This is a genomic window from Chitinophaga vietnamensis (genome assembly GCF_902167635.1).
Taxonomy (GTDB): Bacteria; Bacteroidota; Bacteroidia; order Chitinophagales; family Chitinophagaceae; genus Chitinophaga; species Chitinophaga vietnamensis.
This window is the reverse complement of the sequence record NZ_CABHMS010000003.1, coordinates 573,361-599,440: the sequence shown is the minus strand read 5'-3', so window position 1 is coordinate 599,440 and position 26,080 is coordinate 573,361. Positions and strand designations below refer to the sequence as shown.

At 49.3% G+C, this 26,080-nt stretch carries 20 protein-coding genes; 11 read left to right on the top strand and 9 right to left on the bottom strand.

The annotated features are described in order from the left end of the window. Window positions 1–97 precede the first annotated feature (97 nt). Together FPG75_RS10530 and FPG75_RS10525 are read left to right on the top strand one after the other, a co-directional pair. Window positions 98–718, top strand: a complete 621-nt coding sequence (locus tag FPG75_RS10530) for a phosphatase PAP2 family protein (RefSeq protein ID WP_143306736.1) — start codon at window positions 98–100, stop codon at window positions 716–718. 262 nt (window positions 719–980) lie between these two features. Further along, window positions 981–1,370: a hypothetical protein gene (locus tag FPG75_RS10525; protein WP_143306735.1), complete on the top strand. Its 390-nt coding sequence runs from the start codon at window positions 981–983 to the stop codon at window positions 1,368–1,370. A gap of 50 nt (window positions 1,371–1,420) precedes the next feature. On the opposite strand, the gene FPG75_RS10520 is transcribed toward FPG75_RS10525, so the two are convergent. Next, entirely contained in the window at window positions 1,421–3,781 is a 2,361-nt protein-coding gene (locus FPG75_RS10520) for a TonB-dependent receptor (RefSeq protein WP_143306734.1), read from the bottom strand. A 125-nt stretch (window positions 3,782–3,906) separates the two neighbouring features. Continuing rightward, complete coding sequence (locus FPG75_RS10515) at window positions 3,907–4,491, bottom strand: DUF3347 domain-containing protein (protein ID WP_143306733.1); 585 nt, start codon at window positions 4,489–4,491, stop codon at window positions 3,907–3,909. 113 nt (window positions 4,492–4,604) lie between these two features. Between FPG75_RS10515 and FPG75_RS10510 the strand changes: the two genes are divergently transcribed. The 5 genes from FPG75_RS10510 to FPG75_RS10490 all read left to right on the top strand — a co-directional run bounded on the left by FPG75_RS10510 (window position 4,605) and on the right by FPG75_RS10490 (window position 10,784). Beyond that, a complete protein-coding gene (locus FPG75_RS10510) occupies window positions 4,605–6,587 on the top strand; it encodes an ABC-F family ATP-binding cassette domain-containing protein (protein WP_143306732.1) in 1,983 nt (660 codons plus the stop codon). 11 nt (window positions 6,588–6,598) lie between these two features. Beyond that, the gene (locus FPG75_RS10505) at window positions 6,599–7,285 is read left to right on the top strand and encodes a response regulator transcription factor (RefSeq protein WP_143306731.1); all 687 of its coding nucleotides are present in this window, start codon (window positions 6,599–6,601) and stop codon (window positions 7,283–7,285) included. A gap of 20 nt (window positions 7,286–7,305) precedes the next feature. Next, window positions 7,306–8,697 (top strand): HAMP domain-containing sensor histidine kinase, encoded by a 1,392-nt coding sequence (locus FPG75_RS10500; protein ID WP_143306730.1) that lies wholly within the window; start codon window positions 7,306–7,308, stop codon window positions 8,695–8,697. 71 nt (window positions 8,698–8,768) lie between these two features. Further along, window positions 8,769–9,470: an efflux RND transporter periplasmic adaptor subunit gene (locus FPG75_RS10495; RefSeq protein WP_161596752.1), complete on the top strand. Its 702-nt coding sequence runs from the start codon at window positions 8,769–8,771 to the stop codon at window positions 9,468–9,470. Between the two features lie 9 nt (window positions 9,471–9,479). Beyond that, the gene (locus FPG75_RS10490) at window positions 9,480–10,784 is read left to right on the top strand and encodes a carbohydrate porin (protein WP_143306728.1); all 1,305 of its coding nucleotides are present in this window, start codon (window positions 9,480–9,482) and stop codon (window positions 10,782–10,784) included. A gap of 296 nt (window positions 10,785–11,080) precedes the next feature. On the opposite strand, the gene trhO is transcribed toward FPG75_RS10490, so the two are convergent. After that, entirely contained in the window at window positions 11,081–12,106 is a 1,026-nt protein-coding gene (gene trhO / locus FPG75_RS10485) for an oxygen-dependent tRNA uridine(34) hydroxylase TrhO (protein WP_143306727.1), read from the bottom strand. A 708-nt stretch (window positions 12,107–12,814) separates the two neighbouring features. On the opposite strand from trhO, the gene FPG75_RS26305 reads away from it, so the two are divergent. Then, window positions 12,815–12,937, top strand: a complete 123-nt coding sequence (locus FPG75_RS26305) for a hypothetical protein (protein WP_262712049.1) — start codon at window positions 12,815–12,817, stop codon at window positions 12,935–12,937. Window positions 12,938–13,001: 64 nt separating this feature from the next. On the opposite strand, the gene FPG75_RS10480 is transcribed toward FPG75_RS26305, so the two are convergent. From FPG75_RS10480 to FPG75_RS10465, 4 genes are all read right to left on the bottom strand, one after another. Next, complete coding sequence (locus FPG75_RS10480; protein ID WP_143306726.1) at window positions 13,002–15,521, bottom strand: DUF5686 and carboxypeptidase regulatory-like domain-containing protein; 2,520 nt, start codon at window positions 15,519–15,521, stop codon at window positions 13,002–13,004. A 78-nt stretch (window positions 15,522–15,599) separates the two neighbouring features. Continuing rightward, window positions 15,600–15,959, bottom strand: a complete 360-nt coding sequence (locus FPG75_RS10475) for a hypothetical protein (RefSeq protein WP_143306725.1) — start codon at window positions 15,957–15,959, stop codon at window positions 15,600–15,602. A gap of 97 nt (window positions 15,960–16,056) precedes the next feature. Beyond that, entirely contained in the window at window positions 16,057–17,241 is a 1,185-nt protein-coding gene (locus FPG75_RS10470; protein WP_143306724.1) for an O-succinylhomoserine sulfhydrylase, read from the bottom strand. Between the two features lie 21 nt (window positions 17,242–17,262). Beyond that, window positions 17,263–17,682: an OsmC family protein gene (locus tag FPG75_RS10465; RefSeq protein ID WP_143306723.1), complete on the bottom strand. Its 420-nt coding sequence runs from the start codon at window positions 17,680–17,682 to the stop codon at window positions 17,263–17,265. A gap of 164 nt (window positions 17,683–17,846) precedes the next feature. Here FPG75_RS10465 and metX point away from each other — a divergent pair, with 164 nt between their 5' ends. Together metX and FPG75_RS10455 are read left to right on the top strand one after the other, a co-directional pair. Beyond that, window positions 17,847–18,860 carry a homoserine O-acetyltransferase MetX gene (gene metX / locus FPG75_RS10460; RefSeq protein ID WP_143306722.1) on the top strand — a complete coding sequence of 338 codons (1,014 nt, stop codon included), beginning with the start codon at window positions 17,847–17,849 and terminating at the stop codon, window positions 18,858–18,860. A 123-nt stretch (window positions 18,861–18,983) separates the two neighbouring features. Continuing rightward, window positions 18,984–21,875, top strand: a complete 2,892-nt coding sequence (locus FPG75_RS10455; RefSeq protein ID WP_143306721.1) for a TonB-dependent receptor — start codon at window positions 18,984–18,986, stop codon at window positions 21,873–21,875. A 182-nt stretch (window positions 21,876–22,057) separates the two neighbouring features. Here FPG75_RS10455 and ychF read toward each other — a convergent pair whose 3' ends face one another. Further along, window positions 22,058–23,161: a redox-regulated ATPase YchF gene (gene ychF / locus FPG75_RS10450; protein ID WP_143306720.1), complete on the bottom strand. Its 1,104-nt coding sequence runs from the start codon at window positions 23,159–23,161 to the stop codon at window positions 22,058–22,060. An 83-nt stretch (window positions 23,162–23,244) separates the two neighbouring features. On the opposite strand from ychF, the gene FPG75_RS10445 reads away from it, so the two are divergent. Next, window positions 23,245–24,477, top strand: coding sequence for a nucleoside recognition domain-containing protein (locus FPG75_RS10445; protein ID WP_143306719.1), 1,233 nt, complete (start codon window positions 23,245–23,247; stop codon window positions 24,475–24,477). Window positions 24,478–24,662: 185 nt separating this feature from the next. Here FPG75_RS10445 and FPG75_RS10440 read toward each other — a convergent pair whose 3' ends face one another. Beyond that, window positions 24,663–26,069 carry a SusD/RagB family nutrient-binding outer membrane lipoprotein gene (locus FPG75_RS10440; RefSeq protein WP_143306718.1) on the bottom strand — a complete coding sequence of 469 codons (1,407 nt, stop codon included), beginning with the start codon at window positions 26,067–26,069 and terminating at the stop codon, window positions 24,663–24,665. Window positions 26,070–26,080 lie beyond the last annotated feature (11 nt).

Genomic DNA, 26,080 nt, shown 5'->3' with positions numbered 1-26,080 from the left:
TTAGCAAACAGCCTTTTGCATTTCAGAATTTGTAATTTAAGTATTTTTCCGCGAAACATAATAGTCGCCGATGATGCAACTGCATTATATTTGCGCCATGCAAAAAAATCATCTGTTCCGTTACCTCCTGTTGGGGATCCTGTTGCTGGCGGCGCGTACCGGCCAGGCACAAAACATAGATATCAATTTGCTGGACGCCATTAATGGCCCAAGTACGCATGGTGATCAAACCTGCAAGTTCCTGACTGAAAGTACTTATCCGCTCAGCATCGCTACCACAGCGGGATTGTTTACGGCCGGACTGATCAGGCACGACAGTTCCCTGAAATGGTCGGCCTATCAGCTGGCTGCCACCCAGATAGTAGCCGCAGGCGCCGCCTTTGTACTCAAAAGGGTGGTGAACCGCGAGCGCCCTTACGACAAATATGATTTCATTGTTCGCAAGCAGAAAGCGGAGCCCTATTCCTTCCCTTCCGGGCACGCCAGTATTGCTTTTGCAACGGCTACCAGCCTTACCTTGCAATTCAAGAAATGGTATATCGCAGTACCTGCCTTCGTTTGGGCGGGCGCGGTAGGATACTCCCGCATGGAACTGGGCATGCATTATCCCAGCGATGTGCTGGGAGGCGCACTGGTAGGCGCTGGCAGCGCATGGCTGTGTTATGAAGGCAACAAATGGTTGCGCAAAAAACGCAGAACAAAGTTCTCCGCACAATAATTTTTCCGATTATTTTCTTTCATACTGATAATTCCCTCTACAGATTGATCTCTTCAAAATCAGTACTGTAGAGGGAATTATCGTTTTAGTACTTTTCGTATAGTCTTGAGAGATAGCCAATATTCTGGCGAAAAAGGCGTTTTGCAGATCGAAAATATTGACAGACATTCGTGGTAGAAAAACCAACAATTCTCCACACCAATTCCTGGAAATGCAGACAGGCAAAGGGTTAACAACATTGTTTATTCTTAACCAAAACAATATGACCAGAATGGAAGCACGTTTAGAGCTTTACGACATTTTCCGGAATGACCTGCATCTTTCCGACGACAAAGCCAGGCATCTTGTGAGTACGCTGGGCGATAGTTGCAGCGCAACAACTAAAGAGGAGCTTCGCATCCTTGCTGCTGATTTTCTTACCAAGGAAGACAGCAAAAAAATCGCAACCAAGGACGATATTCATGATGTACTGCTTTTGATGTCAAAAATGGAGACAGGCTTCACAGACCGTATCGGCAAACTGGAAACCAACATTGCCAAAGATCTCAGCAGCATCAAGGCCAACCTGCACCTGAATGTGATCACCTGTGTGCTCACCATTCTCGGAGGCCTCTACCTGATACACAAGTATCTGGGCAATACCGTTTCATAACCCGCTAACATTGTCTTCCTGTAGCATTCCAATATTGTCTGTCCTATTTTTTAAAACTTGAAGTTATATGTTACTGAAGGTATGATCGGAAATAGCGATACCTGCTTCGCCGATACCTTCACTGCTCCATCTAACACACCACCCTCCTGCTTGAAGTAGAGGAAATACGGATTCTTCCGGTTGTATACATTATAGATAGAGAACGACCAGCTGCTCCTCCAGCGCCGGTTCGGTTTTTTCGGTATAGGCGTGTACGTTGCCGCCAGGTCGAGACGATGGTAAGCCTCCATCCGGTAAGAATTGATCTGCCCGTAACCCTGCACCAGCGTGCCTTCCATAAAGTAAAAAGATTCCGGTAAGGTAGTGGTATTACCCGATCCGAAAATGAATACGCCCGATAAGGTCCATCTTTTATTGATATCGTAAGTACCTACGAGCGACAGATCATGACGCCGGTCGTATTTCGCAGGAAATTCCTTACCGTTGTTCAGCTGTGGAAATTGCCGCCAGGCCCAGGCCAGCGTATAGCCAATCCAACCGGTGAACTGCCCTTTCCGTTTGTTCACAAACAATTCCAGTCCGTACGATCTTCCCTTACCGAAAACAAAATCCTGCTCCGGATCTCTTAAAGAAGGCGTATACCCTTCCTTGTATTCTATCTGATTGGACATCTCCTTGTAATACGCTTCCACAGAGGCTTCCCAGGTATTATCGTTAAAATTGCGGAAATAGCCTGCACTATACTGCCAGGATATCTGCGGCCTCACCAGGTAAGTACTCGGCACCCATACGTCTGTAGGTAAAGTAGTTCCTGTATTGGATACCAGGTGAATGAACTGGTAATTGCGCGTTACCGATGCCTTCACGGAGTTTTTGTTGTTCCAGGCGTAACGCAGGATCAGCCTGGGTTCCAGGCCGCCATAGCGGCGTACCGGCTCCCATTTGCGATAGGTGACAGTATCCGTTTTGTGACCCGAAGCATCCATAGTATACCGGGTATAAGGCCCGATCTGCATAAATCCACTGTAACGTAAGCCGGCATTCAGTTGCAAGCTGGGCGATATCTCCCAATCATCCATGATGTACAACCCGGCTTCATGCGCATACTTCCGGAAAGTGTTGTCTGGCTTAAACTGCGTGGTATCCTGCCCTCCGCTGACGGTAGACGGTGTGAACTGGTGAAAGATGTAGTTACCGCCAAACTTGATATGATGTTTAGGGCCAGGATAGTAATCAAAATCAAGTTTGGCATTGCCATCGCTGATACCAGACAATAACTGGACCCTGAAATTTTTCTGCAGCGCATTAAATTCAAACTGGTATTTATTGTAGATGAGGGAAGTATTGGAAAAGAGTTTTTTACTGAATACGTGGTTCCAGCGCAAAGTGGCCGTGGTATTGCCCCAGGGGATATTGATACCGAAGGTGCGGTCGCCGCTGTTGAAATTGAACACATCTTTTCCCAGGTAACCACTCAGGTAAAGGCGGTCTTTCTCTGAAAAAATATAATTCATCTTCAGGTTCAGATCATAAAAATAATAACCCGAACCCTTATACGAAGTTCCATTTACATAGGGCTTGGTGACAAGATCAATATAAGTACGGCGGGCCGATACGATGAAGGAAGCCTTATCTTTTTTCAATGGACCTTGCAGCGATAGTCGTGATGCGATCAAGCCCAGTCCGCCTTCTCCCTGCCATTCCTTATTGTTACCTTCTTTCATGGAAACGTCCACCACAGAGGAAAGGCGGCCGCCATAGTTTGCAGGCATACCGCCTTTGATCAAAGTGGTGCTACGGATGGCATCGGAATTGAACACCGAGAAAAATCCGAAAAGGTGGCCGGTATTGTATACTGGCGCCTCATCCAGCAGGATGAGGTTCTGGTCGGGGCCGCCACCACGCACATAGAAACCGGCATTGCCCTCGCCCGCGGCCTGCACGCCCGGCATCAGTTGCAGGGCTTTCAACACATCTACCTCTCCCATCAGGGCAGGCAGCTTTTTAACATGGGAAGTGGCCATCTCCACTTTTCCCATTTCCGTGTTCTTGACATTGGCATCTTTTCTTTTGTCGCTCGTAATCACGACCTCCTTCGCCTGATACGACCGCGGCAGCATTTCCACATTTTGCATCACACTGCTATGTAAAGATACCGACACGGTACGTGGTTGATAACCGAGAAAAGTAACTTCTAATTGATAATCGCCCGCAGGCAAGGTGAGAGAATAAAATCCGTAATGATTGGTTTGCACGCCGGTAGTAGTACTTTGAACGTGGATAGTGGCGCCTGGCATGGATTCGCCGTTGGTACTGTCTTTCACATATCCGCTGATAGTGTAGTGTTGTGCGCTCGCTGTATGCACCAGGCATGCCAGTAGCAATAGAATAGCCGCGAATATGTTATTCATACAAAGATATGGTTATACAGTAAATCGTAAATCGGGGAAAAGATGCAACAAAAATTACACCATAAAAAATTTCCTGTTTGATGTATTTGTGAAATTTTCTCCGCTACGATTTACTGCGCCATCATCTATTTGTAGATCAGCGAATCGCTGGTTTCTCCGCAATGGAGCATCTTGCTGCCGAAGTAAGGATTTTCAATACCAGCCTTGTCGCTGAGCCAGTAGGCCCCTTTATCATCGAATGCCATCGGGCAATACTGATGATAAAGTGTATGGCCTTTCAGGCCGGTGTTTTTCACCAGGTCGTAGAGCATATCAGATACCATCTGGTAGGAAGCGCGTTTGCCATCGAGGGAAGGTTCGCCGCAGAGGCCTGTGAGCTCGGCGCTGATACTCCCTTTGATGCCGGTAATGTTACTGAGGCGGGCGCTATCCATCTGCAGGAGTTGCACCGGGAGGCTGTCGATATGCTGCCGGAGCACGGCCGCCGCAAGCGACGCTGCACCACTGTCGGATTTCACGAAAGCGGCGGTTAACTGGTGATAGGCACTCATGGCCGATTGCAGGGAATCGTAATAGACCTGGCTATAGGGCGCCTGCAAAGCCGCTGTGGATGCGGACGAATGCTCCTCCTGTTTCGGCGCCTGCTGCTGGCAGGAAAACAACACCGTAACGAGCAATAACCCCGCAGGTACGCATACTTTCAAATTCATAGTTCCTTATTTGTGCAACAAAACTAAAGGAATTGTCATGCATTGTAATGATAATCTCTTAATTATCCTTATAATCTTTATCTTTGCACGTTTTACTCAAGTTTTCATTTTTTATGTTGATAGGTATACAGGACATTACGTTCGAGTTTGGCTCCAGGGTGATACTGGAAGATTCTTCTTGGCACATTGAACCCGGCGACCGCGTAGGTCTCATCGGGTTGAACGGAACAGGCAAATCAACACTCCTGCGCATCATCAATGGCGAATATTCTGTTTCAAAAGGCAGTATCAATAAAAGCAAGAACGTTACCATCGGGTTCTTTAACCAGGACCTGCTCAGCTTTGAGACAGACGAATCTATCCTCACCGTGGGTATGATGGCCTTTGGCAAAGCGCTGGAGCTGGAGAAAGATATCGAGCGTATCACCAAAGAACTGGAAGAACACCAGAGCGACGCGCTGTTGCACGAATTCAGCGACAAACTCCATGAATTTGAAGCGCTCGACGGCTATAATATGAAACACAAGACCGCCCAGGTACTGGAAGGCCTTGGCTTCAGCACCGCCGATCTCGACCGCCCCTACAGCCAGTTCTCCGGAGGCTGGCGCATGCGCGTGCTCCTCGCCCGCCTGATCCTTCAGCAGCCCGATGTACTCATGCTCGATGAGCCCACCAACCACCTGGACCTCCCCTCCATCGAATGGCTGGAAAGGTACCTCATCGGCTACAATGGAGCCGTGATCATCGTTTCGCACGACCGCTACTTCCTCGATCGCATGGTGAACAAGATCGTGGAGGTATACCAGCAACAGCTGCATCATTACGCCGGCACCTATGCCGACTATGAAGTGGAAAAAGAACTGCGCCGCGAAATGCAGCAACGCGCATACGAAAACCAGCAGGATTATATCCGCCAGCAGGAACGTTTCATCGAACGCTTTAAAGCCAAAGCCTCCAAAGCCGCACAGGCACAGAGTATCATGAAACGCCTGGATAAACTGGAACGTGTGGAACAGGTAGATAATGGCCCTTCCAAGATCCGGATCAACTTTACCATCGATAAAACACCCGGTAAGATACTTGCCACCCTCACTAACGTGAGCAAAAGTTTCGGGAACAATGTGATCCTGAAAAATACCAGCGCGGAGATCAACCGTGGCGACAAGATCGCCCTGATCGGCGCCAACGGTAAGGGTAAATCCACGCTGCTGCGCATTATCGGCGGCATGGAACCTTTTGAGGGCGAACGCACTCCCGGCCATAACGTAGTAACCAGCTTCTATGCACAGCACCAGCTGGAATCGCTCGACCTTAACAGCGAAATACTGGACGAGCTTAAAAATGCCGGCAGTGGCCGCACCGAACTGGAATTGCGCCAGCTGCTCGGTTGCTTCCTCTTTACCGGCGACGACGTTTTCAAAAAGATACGCATCCTCTCCGGTGGCGAAAAAGCCCGCGTGGCGCTGGCGAAAACCATCATCAGCCAGGCCAACTTCCTCATGCTCGATGAGCCCACGAACCACCTTGACATGAACTCCGTGCAAATGCTGATCGATGCCCTCGCCAAGTACGAAGGCAGCCTGGTGCTCGTTTCGCACGATCGTTATTTCGTGAGCCAGACCGCCAACAAGATATGGGAGATCGTTGACGGTGAGATCAAGGAATTTAAAGGCACCTACGCAGAATGGGAAGAATGGAAAAAACGTATGGCCCTTCAACAGCAACAACAACAGCAGGCAGTAAAATCAACGCCTACAGGTGGCAATAACGCGAACGCAGATACGAAAAAAGATACCCGCCCGGCCGCCGCTCCTGCTGCGGCTCCCAAAGGCGCCATCAATAAAGAAGTGCAACGCGAACTGCAAAAACAACAGAAACAGTTCTCCCAGGTAGAAGGCCAGCTGGCCAGCCTGAAAGAGCGCAAAGCCAGCCTGGAAGCCAGTTTGGGAGATCCTGCCACTTACGGCGATAAAACCCGGTTCGCACAGGTGGAAAGCGAATACCAGGACGTACAGAAATTTCTGGAAAGAGCGAACCAACAATACGAAGAATTGTTTGAAAAGATCATGCAGCTGGAAGCAGCCCTGGTAAGTTAAAAAGCAGCATCATGCAAAAAATTCTCGTCGTAGAAGATGAAGTGAAGGTAGCGAATGCAGTAAAGAAAGGTCTCGAAGAAAACGGCTTTGACGTAGATGTGGCCTATGATGGCCGCATGGGTAAAAGTCTTGCCGGCACCAATAATTACGACCTGGTGATCCTCGACCTCAATTTGCCGCATAGCAATGGCTATGAACTTTGTGAGGTCATCCGCCGCAAAAATAACCGCGTACCCGTGATCATGCTCACTGCACTCGGCGGCATGGAAGATAAAATGCAAGCCTTTGAACTGGGCGCCGACGATTACCTGGTGAAGCCTTTCGATTTCCGCGAGCTGCTGGCCCGCATCCGCGTGTTCCTGAAACGCGCCGGCTCCGACGCCCCGCACAGCACGCAATACAAGATCGTGATCGCCGACCTCGAGATAGACCGCGAGAAAAAAGAAGTATCGCGCAGCGGCAAAAAAATCGCGCTCACCGCCAAAGAATACCAACTGCTCGAATTTCTCGCGCTGCACAAAGGGAAAGTAATATCCAAACTCACCATCGCGGAAAAAGTCTGGGATATTGACTTTGACACCGGCACCAACGTGATCGAAGTATATATGAACTTCCTGAGAAAGAAGATCGACAAAGACTTTGACAATAAACTCCTCCATACAAAAACCGGCATGGGTTATTATCTTTCCGAAGAATAAGCGCGCTCCTGCCCTGCTGCATGAAGATCAAATATAAAATAGCGATTTACTATACGCTGTCGGCCACGCTGATGCTGATCGCATTTGCCGTGCTGGCCTATTATTTCTCTGCCAAATCCCGCAGGGCGGAATACCGCGAGCGCATGGAATACCGCGCCAAATCCATCGCCAACGTGATCATCGAAGATGGCCACATTCAGGTGGACCTATTGCGGAAGCTCGACAGGACCACCTTCCAGGATCTCTACCGGGAATCCATCCTCGTATATAATACCAATTACGATCTGCTCTACAGTAATCTGAAAGATACGACCATCCGCACGCATCGCAGTTTGCTCAACTACATCAGGCAACACAAACTATATACGATCGACAATGGCAGTGAGGAGATGGTAGGCGTGGTCTATACAGAAGATAACGTGTCGGTGATTGTGATCGTCTCTTCCTTTGATAAATACGGGTTTCAGAACCTGCAGAACCTGAGCCGTATCCTGCTGCTGGAGCTGATCACCGCGCTGGTACTGCTGGTGGGCGTAGGCATCTTTTTCGCGCGCAAGATGGTACAACCGATCGACAAACTGGTGCAACAGGTAGATAGCATCAATGCCAGTAACCTGCAAGACCGGCAGGTGGCCGTGAAAGGGAAAGATGAAATTGCCAAGCTGGGCGCCAACTTCAACACCATGTTGCAACGCCTCAGCGAATCATTCGACCTGCAAAAAAGTTTTGTCAGCAACGCTTCGCATGAACTGCGCACGCCGCTGGCCTCCATGATCAGCCAGCTGCAGGTAACCCTCAGTAAAGAGCGCAGTAAAGAGGAATACCAGGGTGTGCTCTCCTCCGTACTGGAAGATGCCGAAAACCTTTCCGACCTCACCAATGGCCTGTTGCAGCTGGCGCAGTCAGAGATGCAGACCGAAAAATTCGTGCTGCGCAATGTGCGCATTGATGAGCTGCTGATGGATCTCGCCAATATCATCCGCCTGAAACAGCGCGGCAACGCCAGGATCGATATCCAGTTCAACAAACTGCCTGATAACGACTCGCTCGTAACCTGCTACGGCAACGAGAGCCTGCTGAAAGTGCTCTTCGTGAACCTGGTAGACAATGCCCTTAAATTCTCCCGGAATAATACCGCGCATGTATATATTGATTTCTTCACCCAGTATATCACTGTACAGATAAAAGACAATGGCATCGGGATACCTTCTGAAGAGATCAACAAGATATTTGAACCTTTCTACCGTGGGCACAATGCCCTCCAAACCCGCGGCCATGGCCTCGGGCTGTCGATCTGCAAAAAGATCGTGCAGATACACCAGGGCCATATTACCGTTACCTCCAATCCTAATGAAGGCACCACTTTCACTGTGATCCTGCCTCACCTTGAAGCCGTTTCAAATCAATTTTAATTTCATTTTAATCGCAATTAAAGACAGGTTTAAGCTTGCTTTATGACTTTTGCCGGATGAAACCGGGCATTATGCGAACTATGAATCGTCGGCACTTATTTATCAGATCGGATAAATACGCCAGCCCGTTCGTTCTCCTCACCTTATTACTGTTCGCTACCCTTATATGGAGCAGTTGCAAGCATCCTAAATTTGAAGATACTGAAGACAGCACCTTTGTATTGAGCGATACCATGTTGAAGAACATTCGCATAGATACCGCGCGGCGGCTCGCCATACAGCATGAGCAGCGCTTCTCCGGTAAGGTGCAAGATAACAAAACGCAAACCTGGGTAACGGTAGATGCAGCTGTGAAGGATGTAAACTGGATCAGGCAGGTAGCTGATGCAGATATCACCACTGCCAGCTATCCCGGCAAGTTATTCCATGGTCATATCGAGAAGATCTACGATAGTGCTGATACCGCCAAAATCACACAGGTCAGGATCTCGATCGACAACAGGCATATGCTGCTGAAACCCGCCATGGCGGTGACCGCAGCGGTAAAATACAAAAGCAACGATGAAAAAATAGCCGTGCCCTCTGGTGCGGTGATTTCCGATAATAGCAAGAATTATGTACTGGTATTCAAAAATGCCTTCAATGTAGCGCTCCGGCAAGTAGAGGTATCACAAACCGCCGGCGATACCACCTATCTCGATTCCGGCTTGCAATCTGACGAAAAAGTAATTTCTAAAAACCAGTTGCCGATTTACGACGCACTAAAAGACTAAACCGCCGCAATGAAGCAATTCTTTCTAACAGGCCTCCTGGTCGTGAGCACTGCTCACCTGTTGGCACAGGCAAAGACAGATACGCTGAGACTATATACCTTTCATTTCCAGCAAACGCTGGTAACGCAATGGCATCCTGACTTTCAGGCAAAATACAGTGGTGTCAACAGTTTCGTTCCCCATGAGCCTGGCGCCACTTCCATTACCAGCACTTTTTATGCAGGCGTCCGCCCATTAAAAAACCTCGAACTATATATCAACCCCGAATTGTCCGGGGGCAAGGGTTTAAGCCGCGCCACCGGTATCGCAGGCTTCCCGAATGGTGAAACCTTCCGTGTGGGCAGTTCCGAACCAACGATATACCTCGCCAGGGCTTATGGCGTATACACGTTGCCGTTAGGCCATGAAACAGAAAAGAGCGATGACGACCTGAATAACGTAGCCGGAGAAAGGCCATTGCATTATCTCCGCTTCATCGCAGGTAAGTATTGCCTGTCCGACTTTTTCGACCTGAATGCCTACAGCCATGACCCGCGCACCCAGTTCCTCAACTGGGCACTCGTAACTAATGCAGCCTGGGACTACCCTGCCGATGTACGTGGTTATACTGTAGCTTTCACCATACAGTACCGCAAGAATAACTGGATGCTGCAAGCTGCCACTTCGCTGGAACCCAAGACAGCCAACGGTCCTGCGCTCAACTATGATTATGGCAAATCTAATGGCCAGCTAATAGAGCTGACGCATACACATAAAATACATGAATATGAAGGGAATATCCGCGTGATGGCCTTCCTGAACCAGGCGCCGATGGGCAACTACCTGCAGGCTATCAAGCTGGATTCTGTTGACGTTACAGCCACGCGCCACAATGGCCGCACCAAATATGGCTTTGGCATCAACATGGATCAGAAGTTCACCAAAGATGGCGGCGCCTTCCTCAAGGCCTCCTGGAATGATGGCCGTAATGAAACCTGGGCCTATACGGAAATTGATCAAACGATCAGTGCAGGCTGGCTACAGAACGGCCGCTCCTGGCGCCGTGCGCAGGACAATGCAGGCATTGCATTCGTGGCAAATGGTATCTCCAAAGATCACCAACGCTACCTCGCTGCCGGCGGTGCAGGCTTCATGGTGGGTGATGGTCGTCTCAACTATTCACCGGAAATGATCGCTGAAATCTTCTATCAATTAAATATTACCCGGCTCCATATTGCTTTAAGCCCGGATTACCAATTCGTGCTGCATCCCGCATACAACAAGGATCGCGGGCCGGTAAACATCCTCGGCCTGAGAACCCGGGTACTGTTTTAATAACCTCCCTGAACATGCATCAAATTTTTAGTTCGCATATAGGTTGATAGAATGATCATGAAAGCAAGCAACGCAATCATGTTCCATTCGCTCCGCCCTGCCGAGAAGAAACAACGCGGGGCGGATTTTTTTGCTCAGGATTATATGATTAGAAAGGATTAACAGGATTTCTTTTATTATAAAGGATTAAAGGATTAACGAAGATTATATTGGAGATTGTATTATCATCCTCCATAATCTTCGTTAATCCTTTAATCCTTTATAATAAAAAAAGAAATCCTGTTAATCCTTTCTAATCATATAATCCTGAGCCCCCGGCGGCGCCGGGATTTATTAAACATCAAACCTTTGTCAATGCCTTTGCGCATTTCGGCTTGTGCTTCGGGAGGGAGTGCATGAGTGGTTTGGCAGGCTTCGGAGCAGCAGCCATCGTATTTTTTAGCGCAGCTCTCGCATTGAATGAAGAGCAGGTGACAGCCATCGTTGAGGCAATTGGTATGGGTATCGCAAGGGGCGCCGCATTGGTGGCAGTAACTGATGATATCGTCGCTGATGCGTTCGCCGAGGCGTTCGTCGAATACGAAATTTTTGCCTTTGAATTTGATGGGCAGTCCTTGTTGACGGGCTTTGTTGGTGTATTCGATGATGCCTCCTTCTAGGTGGAATACATTTTTGAAGCCTTTGTGCAGCATGTAGGCGGAGGCTTTTTCACAGCGGATGCCACCGGTGCAGTACATGATGATGTTCTTATCTTTCTGTTCGTTCAGCATGTCAACGGCCATGGGCAGTTGTTCGCGGAAGGTGTCGGAAGGCACTTCTATGGCGCCTTCGAAATGGCCCACTTCGTATTCGTAGTGGTTGCGCATATCCACGATGATAGTGTCGGGATCATCGGTGAGTTTGTTGAAGGCGGCGGCATCGAGGTATTGGCCGCGGTTGTCCATATCAAAGGAGGGATCATCGATACCGTCTGCAACAATCTTTTCCCTCACTTTGATCTTCAGTACGAAGAAAGACTTGCCGTCATCATCTACCGCGATGTTGAGGCGGATGCCATTAAGGAAGCTGATGGCGTATAATGTTTCGCGGAACGCCTCAAAATGATGTTCCGGCACACTGATCTGTGCGTTGATACCTTCGTGCGCTACGTATATGCGTCCGAATACATCGAGTGCAAAAAGCGAGGAGTAAAGTGAATCGCGAAAGGCCTGTGGGTCTGCGATTTTCGCGTACTGATAAAAGGAGACGGTAACGCGTTTAAATGTTTCTTTGGCCAGCCGTTCTCTCAGTTCAGCGGCGGATACTCTGTTGTGTAATACCATTTTTTGTTTTGAAATTTTAAGGACACTTGCCTGGTGAACAAAATTTCAAATCTATTCCCTTTCAAAGGGCCCAGATTCTTTGCAGGCCGCAAAGATACAACATCATCGCATATTTTCAGAGTCCGGCTAATAGTTCTTCATAGGGCACACCGAGTCCTGCGGCGTTACCCAAACAAAATACCATCGAGGCCAGGTAATATGCACCATTCAAGGCGGCAACGAAGTGGTTGTGTATTACGACCGCGCAACAGATAAAGTGTGGTTTTACTCCAAAGCCGGCAAGGTACAGTACTAGCCTGCGTTTTCACCAATCATACTAATATAATTAGTAACCCGTCAAGCAGAAAAGCCCCGGAACCTCAATGCAGTAAGATATCCAGGGCTTTTTCTACAACTTATATGTCTTGGGCAAATATACTAATATTTTTAGCATTCCAAAATTTCCGATAAAAAAATTCAGTTTTTTTATCTATAAAGATTAACATCTATGTGTGATGAAATCATACTCAATTGGCGAAGCTTTTTTGGGGCCTTCATCAGGATCAAATGTTCATAAAGTGTGAAAAAGTCATCTATAGTTTTATAACTATTTGATATTTATTGTATATAACTTTGAACCCAAGTTAGCGTACCCCGATTGGCATCAATTTTGAAAAATGGTTTGAGAAGCAAATCAAATTTTATTGTTTAACCCTTAAATGTTATGTTATGAGTGTTTACATTACTTATTTTATTTACGCAGTAGTTGGTATCTGGATCTATAGATTACTGGCTTATTTTTTCGACAAGAAAGAGATCAAAACAACAAGAAGAAGATCCGTGCGCATGTAATCAGAGACGTCGAATTTGAGAATGGTAGCAGGGCCCCTCTTTTCTCAAATTCGATCATTGTTGTTTAGTTATTAAAGCGGATCAGGTTTCCGAATATACCTCCGAAACCAAGCCTTACGCCCACCCGCGTATTGTCTTTGCTCTGATAGCCCGCAATCACATCTACCCTCAATACTTTCAGGATATTTTCCAGTCCTGCAAAAACTTCTACATAGTTATTGTCGCCGTTCACATAGAACGCGTTAGAACCCGCCACCAGGTTCCATTTCAGCCGGTTGAACCAAGGTATCTTGTTCGTCAGCAAACCATTGAAATGATGCTCTACATTGGCAGTGGCATAAAAGCCCGCCGTTGTGCTGTATTGATAGTACGGCGCCAGCTGGAAACTGTTCAGGTATTTGATATTGTAAAACGTTTGATTGCCGTTGAAATGCTGGTAATCCGGCAGCTGCACATTACGCGCATTCAGGAAACCACCGGCGCCCAAGCGGTAACGGAACTCGCCAAACAATTTGAAATTCATATTGTCTTTCACCGATACATCCCATTTATCAAAATCCACCACACTATTAACTATATCCGGAATCCCTTTGCTGTAGCCAATCTCGAACACCGGGTATTTTGATCCGAAAGGAATTTTTCTATCCGGCAGCTGCACAAAAGTTTGCCCGGGCTGGAAGCGATAGCTGATATCCAGCACCACCACACTATGCCGCTCAAATGGCACATGAGCCAACTCGTAAGGGTGATTGGGCAACCAGGCTTTTTTGTCGTTAGGGAAGATCACAAAATCAGCGGTATTCTCTACGGGCATGCGGTTCTCATATGTAAGGCCCGCGGTGAAACGGTTGTTCTGCTGAAACACACGGCTGTAGCGCAATTGCCCGAACCAGTTCTCATACAGCTTCATGTAATTTTCTTTGAACAACAGCGTATAAAATTCATTGGAGAGATTATCTATCGGATTATCCTGGTTGAATTGTGAAATGCGCTTCCCTCCTGCCAGCGTCCATTCATTGTGGCCATACCTGTTAAAAAGACGGCCGGCACTGTTGTATTTAATTTCCGTATAGGCGTTGAAGTGAGTATTACTGAATCCATAGCGCAGGTATGGCACGATACGCAATTGTTTTTCTTCTCCCAGATCAAAGGTCATGCTGGGTTCTATCGCTGCTACCAAACCCTCTACTGTATTGTATTTCAGCGCCTTCAACAATGATTTCATCCGGAACTGGTTATAGGCAATCGCGCTATCGCGCTGGAAGTAATAGTTATGCCGCACGCCGCCCCATAGCACGTCCATCAGCTTCACCGGCTTTTGTTTTTTCTGCAGGGAATCAATGTGGTGGCGCGACATGGCCGAATCGCGGGCGGCTTGCGCCGCACTGTCTTTTTCATGGTAGTCTTTTACTTCCGCCTCTTCCAAGGGCACCGGCCGGATGCTGTCCCAGTAAGGCGGGCGCTGCTTATCGAAAGCGGAATCATATTTCAGGAAAACCTTGTCGAAATATTTCGGCGGAAAGTTGGGATGCACGTTGTAATCCGTATATACGTTGACGAAATTACCTTCCATACCGAAGCCGAATTTCTTGAAAGTGAGATGCAGCAGCTGATCTTTCGTGCGCCATACTTCCGGCGTTACCGGCACATGTGTTTGCCGGATGCGCAAAGTGTCCATCAGTTCCAGCTGGTATTCGGAGGTGAGTATCAGATCGGTGCTGTGAATGCGCCAGTCTTCATCTGTAATAAAGATAAAACCGGAGAACAGCGGTTCAAATTTACGCCGGGGTATCACCGCGATCTTGTTGACCGTCTTTCCATCTTCCACAAAAGTACCTTCGAGCCGGTATTTATAATACAGCAGCGCGTTCTGCGCGATGGGCGAAATATAGCCGCGCGGCCCCATCTGCGTGATCACGGCAGACACATTATTGTCGTAGAAGCTGATGAAGGCGGGGAAGCTCAAACCGAAGCCCCCGCCGCTTTTGCGGGAGGATATCACTTCCAGTTTGACTTTATCGGGCAGGCGCGCAGATACTTTGGTCATGGACTCCGAGAGAAAAACCATTCCGCGCCCGAGGCTGTCTACCCCGGCATCTTTCTTATCGATCTTCTGCCCCATAAAGCGGTCGGGCATGCCTTTCATCTGGATGGTGCCTTTGCTGTAGGCCATGCAGGTATACTCCTTTACCTGTTGCTGGTAGAAGGACCGTTTTTTGATGGCCTGCCGGATGATGGCGTAGGCGGGATCTTCACCACCGGCTTTCACCACCACTTCCTTGATCTGCATGTTGACGGGTTGCAGGTGGAAGTCGAGCTGCGTCGTAGGTGCGTTGACGTTAACCTGCTGTTCTGTTTTACGGAAACCGATATACTGACATACAACGGTATACTGACCGGGAGCCAGTTCCAGCTGGTATTGACCGGAAGCATTGGTGGTAGTGCCATTGGTGGTTCCTTTGATCAGCACTGTTGCATAAGGGAGCGGTTGATTTTTATCGTCGGTAACACGTCCCTTGACAGTATTGGCATAAGTGCTGCCGGCAGCGATCAGGCAGAACAGGGTGATCAGGTATTTCATCATAGACCAAAAGTAGTAGTATGGCTTTTTTACCGGAAAGGCCACTCCGCATTTATCACAACTTTAACAGCACACGATAAGTTAGTGTGTTGTTACTTTCTTCGGAATACGTATATACGCTGCCGTTAGTGCGGCGAAACCGGATACCAGGCCGCCCACGAGGGCGCTCACTACGCCCATCAGCGGGGCGCTCTTTACTTTCAGGATGGTTTCGCTCATACGGTTGGCGAGGAGATGGTCATTACGGACATCCAGGTAGAAGGCCAGTGCCAGCCACAATACAAAAACCGATAGCAGCCCGTTAAAGAATGCCTTGCCGGGTGATAAGGGATACATTAATGTGATCAGGAAAGCGGCGAGCGGGGCGCTCCACCAGGGTAATACCATACCGGCCACATAGGCAAGTATCAGGATGAGAAGAAAATGGGCAAAGGATTTCATAAAAATTTACGGATTTGTGGATTTACGAATTTACGGATTTACGGATTTGAATCATCTCTTCAAATCCGTAAATCCACAAATCCATCCATAAATATTTCTATTTGCTTTTTTCCAGTGCTTGTTCGATATCGGCGATAATGTCTTTCACGTTTTCCAGTCCTACAGATATTCTGATGAGGCCTGGCGTGATGCCTACGCTAGCGCGTTCCGCATCGGTGAGTTTGGCGTGGGTGGTGCTGGCCGGATGAGAAGCGATACTCCGGCTGTCGCCCAGGTTAGCCGTGAGCGATAGCAGTTGCAATGCATCGAGGAAGCGCACGCCGCTTTGTATGCCGCCTTTCAGTTCAAAGCATACGATGCCGCCGCCGCCGCTCATCTGCTTTTTGGCGATGGCATATTGCGGATGGCTGGGCAGGAACGGATATTTCACGGTCGACAGATGCGGATTGTTTTCCAGCGCCTGCGCCAGTGCCAGCGCACTCTGAGAGTGGCGTTCCATGCGCACGAAGAGTGTTTCCAGGCTTTTGCTCAGCACCCATGCATTGAAGGGCGACATGGCAGGGCCGGTGCTTCTGCAGAAAGTATAGATCTCTTTGATCAGTTCTTTTTTACCGATGACGGCGCCGCCAAGCACACGTCCCTGGCCATCGATCCACTTGGTGGCCGAATGCGTTACCAGGTGGGCGCCCGCCGCGATAGGACGTTGCAGCACCGGTGTAGCGAAACAGTTATCTACGTTGAGAATGATGTTATGTTTGTTGGCAATATTGGCCAGCAGTTCCATATCGATGATCTCAAGGCCAGGATTGGAGGGCGTTTCCACGAAGATCATTTTCGTGTTGGGCTTGATCATGGCTTCAATACCACCGGGATCGTTCATATCGAAATAGGAATATTCAATGCCCCATTTCGGCAGGAACTTGGTGATCACGGTATGTGTGGAGCCAAAGATAGAGCGGGCCGACAGCAGGTGATCGCCTGCTTTGAGCAATGCCATGAAGCTGGCGAAGATCGCGCTCATGCCGGAAGATGTGGCATAGCCGGCTTCTCCTCCTTCGAGGGCCACCATCTTCTGCACAAATTCGTCTACATTAGGATTGCTGAAACGGCTGTAGATATTGAAGTCCGTTTCATCCGCGAAGGTGGCGCGCATTTCTTCTGCGTCGTCAAAACAAAAGCTGGAAGTCAGGAACATGGGTGTGGAGTGCTCCATCTGGTCTGTTCTGGCTGTCTGTATCCTTACTGCGTTGGTTTCCGGCTGGTATTGATTTTCCTGGTTCATGAATATGGGTGGTTTCTTCAATTATGCATTCACTTTCACTTCCCAGGTAAGTTTGGTGTTTGACTTACGCAGGGTTTCTGCTACAGAACAATATTTGTTCATGGAGAGTTCTACGGCTCTTGCAGCTTTGTCTGCATCTACATTACCGGAAAGATAGAAGACGATATGAGCGGTTTCCCAGAGAGAAGGTTCTTTGCCTTTTTCCCTGTCTGCTTCTATTTCGATACGGAAGTCGGTGATCTCCTGGCGTTGTTTCTTGAGGATCATCACTACATCGATGGCGGAGCAGCCACCAAGGCCCATGATCAGCATCTGCATGGGGCGGACGCCATTGTTCTTACCACCATTTTCGAGGGAGGAGTCCATCAGTACTTTGTGGCCGTTTTCGTCCACTGCTTCCATATTGAATCCGTCGTCTATTCTTTGTAATGATATCTTCATAAAAAAAATTTCTTACGTCAAAGATAACGGGTTTCCCGCAAAGACGCAAAGCAGCAAAGCAATAATGCAGCGAAGGCAAATCCGTTTCTGTTTCCGCTGCATTATTGCTTTGCTGCTTTGCGTCTTTGCGGGAAACTATTAGCTTTGCGAAAATTTCTACTGATTTGTCGGCAAAGGTATTTCATAGCAAAGTGGCGTTCCGCCTCGAATCCGGGGAGGTATTACCCGAAGTTCATATCGCCTATCACACTTATGGCACGATGCAGCCCGACGGGCGTAACGTGGTGTGGGTGTGTCATGCCTTGACGGCCAACAGCGATGTGGCGGATTGGTGGTCTGGCCTGATCGGCCATGGCCGCGCGATTGATCCTTCGAAGCACTTTGTGGTGTGCGCCAATATCCTGGGCTCCTGCTATGGCAGCTCAGGGCCGCAAACGATAAACCCCGATACGGGAAAGCCCTGGTACCGCAGCTTTCCGGCTATCACCATCCGTGATATGGTGCAGGCGCACATCCTGTTGCGTCAGCATCTCGGCATTCAACATATCGGGCTGCTCATCGGCGGTTCCATGGGAGGCTACCAGGTACTGGAATGGGCGCTCACAGAGCCTGCCGTCATCGACCGCCTGTTCCTTCTGAGCACCGGCGCAGCGGAAAGCGCCTGGGGTATTGCTATCCACACCGCGCAGCGACTGGCGATCGAAGCAGATGAAACCTGGCAACAGGATCATCCGCAAGCCGGCGCCAGAGGCCTCAAAGCGGCGAGGGCCATCGGTATGCTCACCTATCGCAACTATCAGACCTTTGTGCGTACACAGTCGGACCCCGACAAAGAAAAAACAGATGATTTCAAAGCATCTTCCTATATCAAATACCAGGGCGAGAAACTGGTGAACCGCTTCAATGCGCAATCCTACTGGTTGCTGTCGAAAGCGATGGACAGCCACAACATCGCCCGCGGCCGTTGTGAAGATATTGCCACAGCTTTATCACAGATCAAACAGCAAGTACTGCTGATCGGCATTACCAGCGATATCCTTTGTCCGCCTGAAGAACAGCAACTGCTCGCTGCGCATCTTCCCCATGCCATCTATCTCGAAATTGATTCTTCCTATGGTCATGATGGCTTCCTGATCGAGTTTGAAAAGATCGGTGCGATACTGACCGAATGGTGGTAAAAAATAAATAAGAAAAACGGCCCTGCGATACCGCAGGGCCGTTTTCTTATTTATAAAATCCTTATATTTAATCTGTCACAACCAAGGTCTACATCAAACACAAAACTTAAACCTCCACTGTGTATGAAAAGCACTTTACTCAAGGCTTGTTTGGGCTCCTTGTTACTGTTATTATCCCTATCGATGGTAATCCAGGCACAAACTCCAACAACCACAACACTTAGCGGTACTGTAACAGACAAGAACACTGGTACTCCTATGCCCGGCGTTACCGTTAGCATCAAAGGATCTACCGCCGGTACGATCACTGGCAGCGGTGGCGGGTTCCAGTTCAAAACCACGCATACCATGCCACTCACGCTGGTTTTCTCATATGTAGGCTATAAACCAGTGGAAACGGAAGTTACCAGCGCCGGCAGCAGCATCACGGTGCAGCTGGTGTCCACTGAAATACTTGGGCAGGAAGTAGTAGTAGCTGCCAGCCGCGTACAGGAAAGCATTCTGAAATCGCCGGTGTCCATCGAAAAGCTGGATTCCCGCGCCATCAAAGCCTCTCCCGCTCCTACTTTCTATGACGCCCTCGCCAACATGAAAGGCGTGGAGATGAGCACACAATCGCTCACCTTCAAATCCGTGAACACCCGCGGTTTCAACGCCAATGGGAACACCCGTGTATTGCAACTCATCGATGGTATGGATAACCAGGCGCCCGGCCTCAACTTCTCCGTGGGCAATATCGTTGGTATCACCGAGCTGGATATGGATAACGTAGAACTCATACCTGGCGCAGCTTCCGCACTGTATGGCCCCAATGCGCTCAATGGTATCGTGCTGCTCAACAGTAAAAATCCCTTCCAGTACCAGGGCCTGAGCGCGATCGTAAAATCCGGCGTGCTGAACGACAATGGCCGCACCCAAGCCACCACCGGCTATTACGACGTAGCCGTACGCTATGCCAAAGCATTCAATAACAAATGGGCATTCAAACTGAATGTTGGTTATATTAAAGCGAAAGACTGGCAGGCTTATGATAAGCGCGACCAGAGCCTGCTGAATGGCCACACGCTGCAAGACGGTACCAGGGCCAATAACGAAGGATACAACGGTATCAATACTTATGGCGATGAACATTATGAGAACATGTACACCACTGTTGGCGCACAATTAGCCAACCCCGCCAGCCCGCTCGCACAGCAGCTGGGATACCTTTCCAGCGTAGTATTTAAAAATACCATCACGCCACAGAAAATATTCGACGCCGCCATGCCCGGCGTTAACAACGCTTATGTAAGCCGCACAGGTTATGATGAAGTGGATGTAGCAGATTACAACACCAAGAACCTGAAATTCAATGGCGCCCTGCATTACAAGATCCATGAAAACCTGGAAGCGTTTATACAAGGCAGTTATGGTACCGGTACTACTGTGTACACCGGCGCCGACCGTTATGCGATCAAGAACTTCCGCATGGGACAATACAAGGCAGAGCTGAAAGGTTCCGACTTCTACGTTCGTTTGTACACCACACAGGAAAGATCCGGCGACAGCTATGCCGTTGGTACGCTGGCTTCCGGTATCAACGAAGCCTGGAAGAGCAGCCGGCAGTGGTACGGCGATTACTTCGGTAATTACACCACCAATTCCATCGGCGCCTTTGCACAGGCTTATGGCCAGGCCCTCGCAGGCGGCGCCACACCCGATGCTGCCTATGCTGCCGCACAGAATTTCATGAACACCCATCGTGCAGATATCGCCAATGCCGCGCGTGCCAAGGCCGACAGCGGTCGCTTGCTGCCCGGCACTCCCGGCTTTGATGCCGCTGCCGATAAAGTGAAAAACAAACCGATCCCCGGCGATGCCACGGGCGTAGGCGCACGCTTCACCGACAAAACCAATCTGTACCAGGCAGAGTTTATGTACAATTTCCACAACCTGGTGAAATTTGCTGAAATACTGATTGGCGGTAACTACCGTCTCTATACACTTAACTCTGAAAAAACCCTGTTTGCGCTGAAAGATAATGGCAATGAGTTCCGCATCAACGAATATGGCGGCTATGTGCAGCTGATGAAAACCTTGATAGACGATCATCTGAAGCTCACCGGTTCTTTGCGTTACGACAAGAACGAGAACTTCAAAGGCCAGTTCAGCCCGCGTTTATCAGCCGTGTACACGTTCCTGGAAACGCACAATATCAGGGCATCTTATCAAACGGGTTTCCGTATTCCTACCAACCAGGATCAATATATCGACCTCGTAACGCCACAGGCGCACCTGATTGGCGGCCTGCCTTTCCTCCGCGATCGCTATGGATTGAACCAGGGGCCGGTATATACGCTGGAATCTGTACAGGCTGGAAGTCCCAAGCAATACACCTTCCGCGATTTCGAACCGGAGAAAATCCAGGCGTATGAAGCAGGTTACAAAGGCCTCTTCGGTAACAAACTGCTCTTGGACGCCTATGTATATTACAATACCTTCAAGAACTTCAATGGCCCGCAAATACTGGTGAAGCCAGGCGCCAGCGGCAATACGATCTTTTCGGTGCCGGTTAGTCTGGATAAGAACATCAAATCCTGGGGATGGGCCCTCGGCCTGGATTACTCGCTGCCAGCGAATTTCGTGGCAGGCGGTAACGTATCGTACAATGAATTGCTGGACCAGCAAGATCTTGGCAGTTTCATCCCGATGTATAACACGCCAAAGATCCGTTACAACCTGTATGTGGGCAACCGCAACATCGCGAAAAGTAATATAGGCTTCAACGTTACCTGGAGATGGCAGGATGCCTTCCTCTGGCAATCTACTTTCGTGAACCCTATCGTGAATGTGATGCAGCAAGGCAATATGCCTGCCTATGGCACACTGGATGCACAGGTGAGTAAACTGTTCCCGAAGATCAAGACTACTTTGAAGATTGGCGGCGCCAATGTACTCAACAAAGCATATATACAGTCATGGGGTAACCCCACCGTAGGTGCGCAATGGTACGCCTCTCTGGGTTATAACCTTTAGAAATTTAGGGATGGGAGAATTTACGAATGTAAGAATTTAGGGATGTAAGAATTTAGGGATTTGAGAATTTACGAATGTAAGGATTGTATGGATGTTATGTTGTTTAAAATATAACGTCGATACAATCCTTACATTCGTAAATCCTCAAATCCCTAAATTTTTGTTGTAACCTTCGTTAACGGCTATACGTTGAAACGGAAGTGCATCACATCGCCATCGGCTACGATATATTCTTTGCCTTCAATGCGGAGGCGGCCGTTATCGCGGGCGGCGGTTTCGGAGCCGTATTTTACGTAATCATCATAGGCGATCACTTCTGCCTTGATGAAGCCTTTTTCAAAATCGGTGTGGATCACGCTGGCGGCCTGCGGGGCTTTCCAGCCTTTGTGGATCGTCCAGGCGCGCACTTCCTGTACGCCGGCGGTGAAGTAAGTGATGAGTTCCAGCAGCTCGTAAGCGGAGCGGATCAGGCGGTTGAGGCCTGGCTCGGTAAGACCGTATTCAGAGAGGAACAGTTCTTTATCTGCCGGTTCTTCCATTTCGGATATCTGCGCTTCGATAGAGTTGTTCATAACGATCACCTGGGCATTTTCCGCTTTCACGGCTTCCTGCAAGGCTTGTGAGAACTTGTTGCCGGTGTGGATGGAGCCTTCATCTACGTTAGCCACATACAGTACGGGCTTTTCGGTGAGGAGGAACAGATCGGCGATTGCGCTGCGGTCTTCCTTGCTCAGGTTCAGCTCACGGATATTGCGGCCTTGTTCCAGGTGGGCCTGGCATTGTTTCAGTATTTCGAATTCTCTTTTTGCTTTCGGGTCGCCACCGGTTTTAGCCATTTTCTCGGTGCGGGAGATTTTCTTCTCTACGCTTTCGAGGTCTTTCAGCTGCAACTCGGTATCGATGATATCCTTATCGGCTACCGGGTTGATAGGGCCTTCTTCGCGGAGGATGTTATCATCTTCGAAGCAGCGGATCACGTGTACGATGGCGTCCACTTCGCGAATGTTGGCCAGGAACTTGTTCCCAAGTCCTTCCCCTTTGCTGGCGCCCTTTACAAGACCGGCAATATCTACAAATTCAATAGTGGTAGGTACTACGCGATTCGGTTTCACCAGCTCTTCCAGTTTCTGGAGGCGGGCATCCGGAACGTCTACCAGTCCTACATTAGGTTCTATTGTACAGAAGCGGTAGTTGCTGGCCTGCGCCTTGGCGCTGTTGCTCACCGCATTAAACAAAGTCGATTTCCCTACATTCGGCAATCCTACAATTCCTGCTTGCAAAGCCATTTTTAAAAATTTGCGCAAAGATATGCTTATTTGTTGATTATCTTCACTGAAAATATAAAAACTGATCACCAATAAAATAACACATGGCTCTTAACTACGTCTGGCTGGCATTCTTTCTTATTTCCTTTATAGTAGCGGCTTTCAAGACATTTTTCCTCGGCGATACGGTTGTTTTCGGGCAGGTGATGAACGGGATGATGTCCAGCGCCAAAACCGGCGCAGAGATATCTATCGGGCTCATTGGTGTCATGACCTTCTGGCTGGGCATCATGCGGGTAGGTGAAGCTGGCGGCATGATCGCCAGGTTTTCCAGGCTGGTGAATCCTTTCTTTTCCAAGCTGTTTCCACAGATACCCAAGGGCCATCCGGCTATGGGTTCTATGCTGATGAATTTTTCTGCCAGCGCTCTGGGCATGGACAATGCCGCCACCCCGATGGGCCTCAAAGCCATGAAGGAGTTGCAGGAGCTGAATCCGCATCCGGAAGAGGCCAGCAATTCACAGATCATGTTCCTCGTACTCAACACGGCCGGCGTGGTCCTCATTCCTACCTCGGTGATCGCCCTGCGCATGTCTGCCGGCGCGGCCAACCCTGCGGATGTGTTCATCCCTATTCTCATTTCTACTTTTATCGCCTTCATCGCAGGTATGTTCACCGTGGCCATCTACCAACGTATCAATCTCTTTAAACTGCCGGTGCTCGTATTTCTTGGGTGCTTCGCCTTACTGGTAACGGGCCTTTACTACTGGGTAAAGAGCATGCCCCCGGATCAGATCGGACCTAAAACGGCCAGTCTGGGTGGCGGTATCATCTTCGCCATCGTTGTGATATTCCTTGGTTCGGGCATCATCAAAAAGATCAATGTATATGATGTGTTCATCGAAGGCGCTAAAGAGGGCTTCAATATTTCGGTCCGCATCATCCCTTACCTGGTGGGCATACTGGTGGCGATCAGCGCCTTCCGCGCCACCGGCTGTATGGACTACCTGGTGAACGGCCTCAAAATATTCTTCGGCTGGCTCGGCCTCAACACTGATTTCGTACCTGCGTTACCGGTAGCCTTCATGAAACCGCTCAGCGGCGGCGGCTCCCGCGCCCTGATGGTAGAGATCATGACCCGCGAAAAACCCGACTCCTTCGTTGGGCGCCTGGTGAGCATCATACAAGGCACCACTGAAACCACCTTTTATATACTGGCCGTTTACTTCGGCTCCGTGAACATCAAGAAAACCCGCTATGCCCTGGCTGCCGGCCTGATAGCGGATTTCTTCGGTATCGTATCGGCGATATTGCTGGGCTACTTATTTTTCCATTGAGCTCATGATTATTGAGCTCATGATTAAAGGATTAAAAGGATTAGCAGGATTTTTTTACAGGATTAATAAAGATTAAAAAAGGATTCGCGAAGATCAGTTCGATTTGATCTTCGCGAATCCTTTTTTAATCTTTATTAATCCTGTAAAAAAATCCTGCTAATCCTTTTAATCCTTTAATCATGAGCTTATTGATCCCACCACACGTGGTCCGTCAGCTGCACGGTGGGGACGTTTTTGCTGTTGCGGCCTTTCTCGGAATCGGGATAGGCCAGGCGGCGGATGAAGGCGTTGCCCAGCAGCGCGCCAACGGGCAGGTTGAAGTTTTTGTATTGGTAGTCGTAGCGGCGGCCGTCGTTCCAGGCGTCGGGCATGAGGAACTGGGCGACGTACTTTTCTTTGAGGATCAGGTCGAGGGTGATGTTGGCGGCTCCTACGGCAACGATCGGATTATTCGTATAGGCGTCACGTTTAGCGGGATCTACGCCGAGTTTGTCCATATGCGCTTTGATGCCGGCGAGGTAGGCGCTGTAGGCGCGGGCCTTGTCGTTGCTGCGGAAGGCGGCTTCGGCTTCAATGAAACGGCACTCTGCGTTGGTGGCCACCATCAGCGGCGCGCCGGGCTTGGAATAGAAACCTCTGTCCGAGAGGTAGCACAGCTTGCCGTCGGTATTGGAGCTGGTGCCGCCCGCGCCATTTACGGTGCCGCGGTAGTCGCCGTAGATGGTAGTGTCCGTGATCAATGGCAAACGTGGATCTGCTACGCCGAAGGTGGCGCCGTTCAATGCCTTGATGAAATGATCGCTCATCCAGCCGTCGAGCAGGTTACTGTTATTATTGACCACAGCCTGGTTCCAGGGACTGAGCGACTGAAACTGCGTGAGTTGTGCATCGTCTGAATTATTCGTATAGCCGTTGGCGATAGCGGCCAGGATAGCGGCTGCATCATACTTCGATTTTTTAGAGATATGGTTTAAAATCCTGGCTTTCAGCGTATAGGCCGTTTTGATCCAGGCAGCGCTGTTACCGCCGTGGAGCAGGTCTTTCACCGGATCGAGCACATATTTGGCATCGGTGCGCTTCAGCTGCGTGATGCCATCATCGAGTAACTGAAGGCAATATGTGTACAGGCTGTCATCGGCTGTGTAGGCGGGTTGCAGGTATTCCACGTTGAAAGCCTGCGTATAGGGCGCGCTGCCCCAAAGGTCGTTCACCATCTCCAGGTTCAATGCCATCAGCACTTCGCCAACACCAACGTGCTGCGCAGCGCCGAGGTCTCTCCCCTGCTGTATCATATCTTTTATGTCGGTCATGTTGTGATACAGGTTTTTCCAGGTGCCGCTGTAGTCAGTGGCTTCATACACGTCGGCGGCGCTGGCGGCCCTTGGCGAAGCCAGGTATTGCATATAGTATGAGGTGATATTGCTCACCCGGTAAATATTGAAAGCCGTATTATACGTGGTAGCCGCCAGCGATCCGTTGATCGGCGGTTTGGTGGCCTGGTTGGGATTGTCGTTGATATCCAGGTTCTTGCTGCAAGCTGCAACACATAATACCAGCAATGCGCTATATAATATATGGAGTGTTCTTTTCATGATCATCCGTT